The sequence below is a fragment of the Variovorax sp. P1_H2 genome (genome assembly GCF_056405295.1).
The window spans coordinates 1-4,730 of record NZ_JBFUCJ010000217.1; the positions used below are offsets into that span (position 1 = coordinate 1).

At 54.0% G+C, this 4,730-nt stretch carries 4 protein-coding genes and 1 pseudogene; all 5 read right to left on the reverse strand.

The annotated features are described in order from the left end of the window. Positions 1–146, reverse strand: a 146-nt coding sequence (locus AC1D2E_RS34750; RefSeq protein WP_478201619.1) for a transposase, incomplete at its 3' end; no start/stop codon positions are given. Positions 147–212: 66 nt separating this feature from the next. After that, positions 213–1,208, reverse strand: a pseudogene (gene metG, locus AC1D2E_RS34755) (methionine--tRNA ligase); the annotation flags it as partial. Between the two features lie 66 nt (positions 1,209–1,274). After that, complete coding sequence (locus AC1D2E_RS34760; protein WP_478201616.1) at positions 1,275–2,375, reverse strand: YcaO-like family protein; 1,101 nt, start codon at positions 2,373–2,375, stop codon at positions 1,275–1,277. A gap of 85 nt (positions 2,376–2,460) precedes the next feature. Next, positions 2,461–2,964 (reverse strand): DUF6817 domain-containing protein, encoded by a 504-nt coding sequence (locus AC1D2E_RS34765; RefSeq protein ID WP_478201617.1) that lies wholly within the window; start codon positions 2,962–2,964, stop codon positions 2,461–2,463. Beyond that, positions 2,951–3,553, reverse strand: coding sequence for a hypothetical protein (locus AC1D2E_RS34770; protein ID WP_478201618.1), 603 nt, complete (start codon positions 3,551–3,553; stop codon positions 2,951–2,953). Before AC1D2E_RS34770 ends, AC1D2E_RS34765 begins: the two co-directional genes overlap by 14 nt. Positions 3,554–4,730: the final 1,177 nt, after the last annotated feature.

Consider the following 4,730-nt stretch of genomic DNA (forward strand, 5'->3'; position numbering starts at 1 on the left):
GGCATGGACTGCGCATCCTCGCGCCAACGTTCCAGTGTTCCCACTCCAATGCCAACCTCACGCGCCACCACCTCCAGCGCCGAACTCTCCGGCGGAAGCAACCTTGCTACCGCTCGGTCCTTGAATGCTTGTCCGTATCGAGCCACTCTCATCCTTCATCGCCGCCCCCGGGTTCTTGGTTCTATGGAAGCGACAACTATTCTGCCGCGGGGGGGAGTCTTTCGATCGGTGAAATGAAGCATCGCTGGCCAGAACAGGGTGTGGAAGTATGTTATGTCCTTCCCAATGAAGTGAATCTGCTCGACCGACGCATCCGAGATGTATTCGCTAAAGGATTTATTTGTTCTTGACGGCAGGTGCCAGTGGTTGCGAGCTTGCCCCTTGTCAAAGTGGTTTTTGAGACTGGCCAGATAGCCAATGGGCGCATCCAGCCAAACGTAGAGATACTTCCCAGGTGCGCTGGGTATGGGGATKCCAAAATAAGGGGCATCGCGGGAAATATCCCAATCAACCAATCCGCCTTCGAACCATTCGGATGTCTTTTTTGATACCTCAGGCTGCAAGGTTTCTCCAGCAACCCATTCTTTGAGAAACGTGACGGCCTTCGGATCTGATAGTCGAAAGAAAAAGTGTTTCGATCGGCGAACCTCAGGCCGCGCCCCGGTCAATACCGAACGCGGCTCGATGAGTTCCGTCGGCTGATAGACCGCTCCACAGCTTTCGCAGGAGTCTCCAAACTGATCTTTAGCATTGCAGACCGGGCATCCTCCCTTTATGTATCGATCAGGCAAGAACATCTCCTTCACGGGGTCGAAGAATTGCTCAATTTCCCGCGACTCGATCATCCCGCGTTGCATTAGATGCCGATAGACCGACTGAGCCAACTCGGAATTTTCGGCACTATGCGTTGAGTGCCAGTTGTCAAATCGAATGTGGAATCCTTCCAGATACTTCGCGCGATCCGCGGTGATCGCAACAACATAATCTTCGGGGCTTTGGCCGGCATTCTCGGCTGCAATCATGATGGGCGCCCCATGAGCGTCGTCCGCGCATACAAATTGCACCGAGTTTCCCTTCATTCGCTGCGCTCTAACCCACACGTCCGCTTGGATGTACTCAAGCAGGTGCCCGAGATGAAGTTTGCCGTTTGCATAAGGAAGGGCGGTCGTGACAAAGAGCTTTCGATTTGCGCTGCAGGATGGAGACATATTTGAGATTTTTATATTAGAGGATTGACAGGGGTTATCCCGGGTTTTCGATGCGCTCGAACTAGCCTAGGGAAGGCATGTTGACGTACGGAAGCTCGCATCCGGATCGGCGATACCAAGCGAGGTCGCGTAAGAATTGCAAAAATTTAGACTTACACCTGGATCGCAATGAAGATAAAAGGCAGGACTAAATACTCTCGATACGAAGAAGTCGCCGAGGGTGCTCTCGTCATGCGCTAGATAGACAAAAATCTCAGAAGAGACCGATAGCAGTCTGATCTTTGCGCTTTCCAGGGTATGTGATGTTTGCTCGAAGAACTCCTCCGCACTCCTTTTCCGACTCGATAGGTTACGCTGCCAGAGGAAGTCATGGGAGTCTCTCTTCTGAAAGCGCAAGGCATTGCGCTCAAGTCGACCAACAGTAGTGGGATAATTCTCTTGAGATTCAGCCTTCTCTCGTGCGAATTGGCGATAATGGTCTGCCTCAATCAGGGATTTCTTGAGGGCGTCCCCAGGAACCAGACTAGCCGCAAGACCACATGCAAAGCAATACTGCACCGTGGCGCCTTGTTCACGATAAAGGCAGAGCACCGTATATCCAGGCAAGCCAGCACACAAATGAAAGAAAGTGAATTCGCCTGGGGCGTCGCGGAGATGGGTAAAGCACTCGCCGCACTCTTGAACCTCTATCGCGATCTGAATGGCTTTCCCGCCTCCCAGCCAGTATGCGACCCACGTCTGTCGCTCGATAAACTCAAGGACAGAGGAGGCTACGGCGGCATCAGCAGTGACGTGCGCAGCGGCGCCGCTAGAATCGCTCTGAGGAATGAGCCTTCCCCCTTCTGACGTATCGGCACCGAGGCTGACTAGGCTGCGCGGAACACCGACAGGACACCAGTCTGCGTATCGGAAAGCCCCCGTGACGTCGACATTTGGGTCACCTGCTGCGACGCCACGCCCTCCCGTTTGCACAATCGCGGTCAGCAGAGAAGGCATCTCTGGTTGAAAGGCGCTGAGCTGTTTTCGTCCGTGAATGGGAACGCGGGCAAGCAAATGCTTTCGCTCAACATACTCTGCGATGCTTGCGATTCCGGCCAACGGGAAGTAGCCGTATGACGCCCCTTGAGCGACGCCGTCGACGCCGCCAACATACGCTCGCGACTTCACGATAGGGCTGTAAAAAGTGAGTGCACTTATCCCGTGAGGTTGAGCTGAATCTGAGGCCCAGTACATGAGTCGAAAACCCCATTGACTATCGCAAGACTGCTTCAACAGCCACCAAAATTGGCGTCCGGAGCGATATTTCTCTCAAGCGCACGCGCTCCAGCAGGCTCGAAAGAAATTCCTTTCCCAAATTCTGTTCAAGAAGGTTGGCGCATTCGATCTCCAGTAGCTCGGTGAGCGTMATCGGCGTGATGCGATATTGCTCTCCATTGACCCGGTTCGCTACGCTGAAGGTCTCGATTGCTTCAAGCAGCGCAATGGGTCGCCGAATGACACAGAAGAGATGAGCTAATCGCTCGGCCTCGGCGCCGATAACTGCTGAGACTTCCTTCCTTCTTTCAAACGGAACAGAGGCACGTTCGTAGATGCTGGTCCCGTACACACTGTGAAATAGCCCAGCCATACGGACATGAGGCGCGCATCGCCACATCTCGAGCAGGTGGAGCGTACCTTGGAGGTGCCGAAGTAAAGATCCGTTGACATGTTGAGCGCGATCTGTACCGGAGAGCGTGAGGAACTCAATTGGCGTCATCTGCGACTTCTATGGTCTTTCTTTGGGTTTTGACGACGATCGTTACCCGCAACTCGGGGCAGTCTCTGCTTGGCGCGCGGGCACAGTGWGGGAGAGCACCATGAAAAGAAACGACTCGGCCTGGCTTTGGATAGACAGACTGGATGATGTCCTCGCCGTTCTCGGCATAGAAAACAGTGTCTCCCGCCCAGTTCATGTTCCAGACAGGATGAGCGTAGTAGACGGTTGAGAAATAGTTCTCCGTGTCGTCGTTGTCGCGATGGACGTAGCCCTCGACCCCGAAGGTGTGGGCATTGGCATACACTCGCAACGGTTCATGTCCTTGAAGAAACCCGCTTTCGAGTCGCTTCCAAAGCTCATAGATTGGTGCAAGTAGCGGCTCGTCTCTCAGCTCTTGCTCACAGCTTTCCCGGCTTTCCATGGATCCCGCAAAGTGCGAGTGCCAATAGCAGAATCTGTTGTTATCCAGAGCGGAGCGCCATCCGTAGGCCCAAATTGGGCTACGCATCAACGCGTCGAGTCGGGCGCGAAGGACTTCGTCCACTGTATCGTCCGTTACAAGTATTTCGGGCTTGATAATTGATGTCATGTGCACGTCCTTATTGAATCGAATCTTGTCCGCGCCTCGACCGAACTGTGAGGATTGGCTCGTTGACGAGTTCTCTTTCCAGACCCATCATGTCATTACTCGCATGCTCGATTGCAAGCTCGAGCCCGGCTTGCCTCGCGCAAAGCGCTAGCGTCGCGAGAACGTGTCCGAGGTCAAAGTACACGCATTGGTATACCCAACCGTTTCGGTATCTCCATTGGTAACGTTCGAAGTTCGCGCAAAGTATCAGGCGCTCACTTTGAGGACCCTCAGGCGCAACCTCGCACCATGAGTGCGTCGGAAAGTGACTGCCATCCGAACGTAGTGACAATAGCCATTGGTTGCCGGAGGTGCCTGCCAAGTAAGCATTGATTCCGTGCCGGCCGCCCAATGACGGGACGATTTTCTTGTCCACAAGCTCATGGTGGAAACGGTCCTTTTTCCTGGAGTCGAGTACCAAATGGGCCAACTCCAGCATACTCGCTGCAGCTTGAGATATTTCGAAGGGCTTAGCTTGCAGGGGCTCGTCTCGGTAAAGGTCTCTGGGAGCCCCCTCGTTCTGAAAATTCCGCATTTCTTCAGCATCTCTGGCAATCGCTGTGATATCCGAGTAATCCCAGTACTGCGTGCCAGTTCGAAGAATGGCTAGCGGTGTGTAATAGGTTGGATGGCCTATAGCTTCGCTATTCGATGCAAGAAGACCGATTGAAGTCAATGCCTGAGTATCTCGGTCATTGGTAGTGCCGTCACTCATTGACATTAGTAGCTCGCAGATTCCGAGTAGTTCGTGCTACGCCGAAGAGGATTCTTCGGTATCCGCGTTTTACGCGACGATTCCCTCAGGTGTCTATGAGACCAATCTCAAAATCAGCGCAGAGTTGTCCGACGGCAGGGGAAGCGTTGTCCAATGGACGATGAGCCTGGAGCGGCGGTTCAAAGGCGCGTTTCCAACCGGTGATGAGCCTTGGCGCTGCCGGGTTCATCGGCCAGTTGACAGCGCGCGATTGGGGGTGGCTGATCATCAACCGATGGTCATTCACATGGACGAATCAAGGGTCCCCCCCCGCGTCACAATAGTTGTCGCCTCCTTAGAACCAAGAACCCGGGGGCGGCGATGAAGGATGAGAGTGGCTCGATACGGACAAGCATTCAAGGACCGAGCGGTAGCAAGGTTGCT